The sequence below is a fragment of the Mesorhizobium sp. M7A.F.Ca.CA.003.01.2.1 genome (assembly GCF_003998945.1).
Taxonomy (GTDB): domain Bacteria; phylum Pseudomonadota; class Alphaproteobacteria; order Rhizobiales; family Rhizobiaceae; genus Mesorhizobium; species Mesorhizobium ciceri.
In genome coordinates, this window is sequence record NZ_RZRA01000833.1 from 1 (window position 1) to 2,540 (window position 2,540).

Here is a 2,540-nt window from a genome sequence, read left to right on the forward strand (position 1 = left end):
AATCTGCACCCACCCTGCGGACGTCACCACAACGACGGACAGGGCCTGCCAATCCGGATTTTATCGAGGGACTGTATTCAACTCAGGATTTCGCGAGCATGCCTTGAACGCGACCGAGGGAGTTTGCGTGCATGTACGTACGGTTCTTACCAAACCGTGAGCTTTCGTTGCCAGTTGCTTGTCGGCAACTAGATTGGCAACGCGGCATCCCCAAAACATGCCGCAGTGGCCGGCGCGGGTTTAGGCAACGGTGTCTCACCGGCATCATCGCGCCGGCCACTCGAAATGTCCGCTGGCGGCTCTGTGGCGGAGAAGCCTCTGTTGGCCCGGCGCGCTCAAACGAGAGGCCGCTCCTGCCTCGCGGGATGCTTCGAGCCCAAATCTCCGATCAGCCGGCGGTACTGGGTTTCGGGTGGACCGTAAGAATCTCGCGCCAACGTCATGAGACCGTCTCGATCGCGGATCGTAATCTCTCCGCGGCGCGCTCGGATATAACCGTAACTTTCGATCATCTGGAGGCCGACGGTAACCCCCGGACGCCTCACACCAAGCATGATGGACAGAAATTCATGGGTTATCATAAGCCTGTCGCCGACAGTGCGGTCGCTGCACATCAAAAGCCATCTTGCCAGTCGAACTTCCAGGCTCTGCCGCGCGTTGATCGATGCCGTATAGCTTGTCTGAACATGGAAATATTGGACATAGCGCAACAGGAACGACCGCAATGTAGGGCTGTCCTCCAGGGCTTCGACGAAGGGGGCAGCCTCTATCCGGAGAGCCTCGCATGTCGACTGGACGTAACAATCAAAGTTGGCCTGGTCGTCCCCCATGACCAGGGCCGAACCGGTCATTCCTTCGAACCCGATGATTCCGACTTCGGCTTCGGTCGCAGGCGAAGTCCTCGCCACTACCGAGGCCAGCCCGCTTTCCAGAAAATAGACGGCTTCGATCTTCTGCCCCGCGGTCTCCAGCGGCGCGCGCAACTCAAGAAAAACACTCGCCAGATGCGGACGTAGCCGCGCGAAATCGTCCGCGCTCATCCGGCGAAGCAATTCGCTCTTGGCTTGCAGTGTCTGGTAATCCACGAGACTCTTTTCCCTTGGGCAAGAGCACTGGGATCTCTTAGCCGGCCGCGCCCGTCGAACGAGCGGACGGTAACGAACCATAGACTTCGTCTCGCGCAGCACTAGACGGGCGGGCGCGTTGGTATGAAACCGACAGTTACTGCTGAAGACTCGAAGGCCTTGTTGGCTGACTATCTTTCGCCAGCAAACGAGCCTCCCGCAGGATAGAGGCGCGATCGAACCCGAGGAGCGATATGATTTCGCGTATCTGTTGTTCAGTGGCGCCTGTATCCCGCGCCAGCGCGGTCATCGCGCCCAATGGCAGACCGGGGTGCTCGGGCTCCTTCGCCGTGCAACACCATGCCTCGTGATGGGCAAGAGCGATGGTCACTCCCAAGCGTCAGCGCCCCAACTGTGCTGCTGACGATTTCCTTTTGTACGCTTCCGTACGGAGCTTTGCGAGTCAATTCGGACGGAGGCTGAGTTGAGGCTTCTAGCGTCCTTGCGTCGTCCGTCCGTCGCCCCCGGAATTGTTCGGAACGATTGCTCGGCTGAGAGGTTCAAATATTCCACCCAACAGGAGTCTCGAAAGATGGATCACACCAACCACGTACGCCTCACAAGCACCGAACTGACACCAGACATTCTCGAAGACGCCACGATTTACGACGCAGACGACAACAAAGTCGGCAGCGTTTCGCATGTGCACGGCTCAGGAGCCGCCAGTCAGGTCGTCATCGATGTCGGCGGCTTTCTCGGCATTGGCGCCAAGCCGGTGGCCGTTCCCGCAAGCCAGTTGGAATTCATGCGCGATGAAGACGGCGACGTTCACGCGGTGACGAACTGGACCAAGGATCAGCTCAAGAGCATGCCCGAGCATCACGATGCATGATTTCAAGGACTTCACCTTGAACGGGAGCGGCCACTCGGCCGCTCTCTCTTAGGCGCAACAGGGTGGACAGACGATGCGGCGCGAAAACCGGAGCCTGCTTCTGCGGAGGGATCGCCGCAGCCCTGGACGGAGAGCCTTTCTGGATATGCTACGATCACGACGACGATTGCCGCCGGGCCATCGGAAGTCCGCTGACGATCTGGGTTGGTTACCGGCCGAAGCAATTTCAGCTCCTTAGAGGGACGCCGAAGGCCTTTTCCCAAACGCCAGGCGTCACCCGCACGTTCTGCCCAGACTGTGGAAGCTCGATAGGCTATAGCGACGAAGGCCTGCCGGACGAGTTCTATGTGACGATCGGCTTCTTTGACAACCCTGAAGGGTTTCGGCCGCAAGCCCATGCCTATTGGGACCTGAGGCTGCCGTGGATCGAGTTTGATGACAGCCTGCCACGCATCGACCGATATTCAAGGAAGCGCGACCCGAAGTTCGGCAACCCGCGCGACCGGTAGTCGCGGTGCGTGACGCCAGGATATCGGCGGAACCTGACGATCGCTAACGGGTTATTCGGGCAGACCTGTCGGGTG

General features: G+C 59.3%; 3 protein-coding genes. 2 read left to right on the forward strand and 1 reads right to left on the reverse strand.

Going from position 1 to position 2,540, the window contains the following annotated elements; genetic code table 11:
* Positions 1–335 precede the first annotated feature (335 nt).
* Entirely contained in the window at positions 336–1,085 is a 750-nt protein-coding gene (locus tag EN969_RS26320; protein ID WP_082826458.1) for a Crp/Fnr family transcriptional regulator, read from the reverse strand.
* Positions 1,086–1,656: 571 nt separating this feature from the next.
* On the opposite strand from EN969_RS26320, the gene EN969_RS26330 reads away from it, so the two are divergent.
* Together EN969_RS26330 and EN969_RS36675 are read left to right on the forward strand one after the other, a co-directional pair.
* Positions 1,657–1,956: a PRC-barrel domain-containing protein gene (locus EN969_RS26330; protein ID WP_013531539.1), complete on the forward strand. Its 300-nt coding sequence runs from the start codon at positions 1,657–1,659 to the stop codon at positions 1,954–1,956.
* Positions 1,957–2,018: 62 nt separating this feature from the next.
* Complete coding sequence (locus tag EN969_RS36675; RefSeq protein WP_063168030.1) at positions 2,019–2,465, forward strand: GFA family protein; 447 nt, start codon at positions 2,019–2,021, stop codon at positions 2,463–2,465.
* Positions 2,466–2,540: the final 75 nt, after the last annotated feature.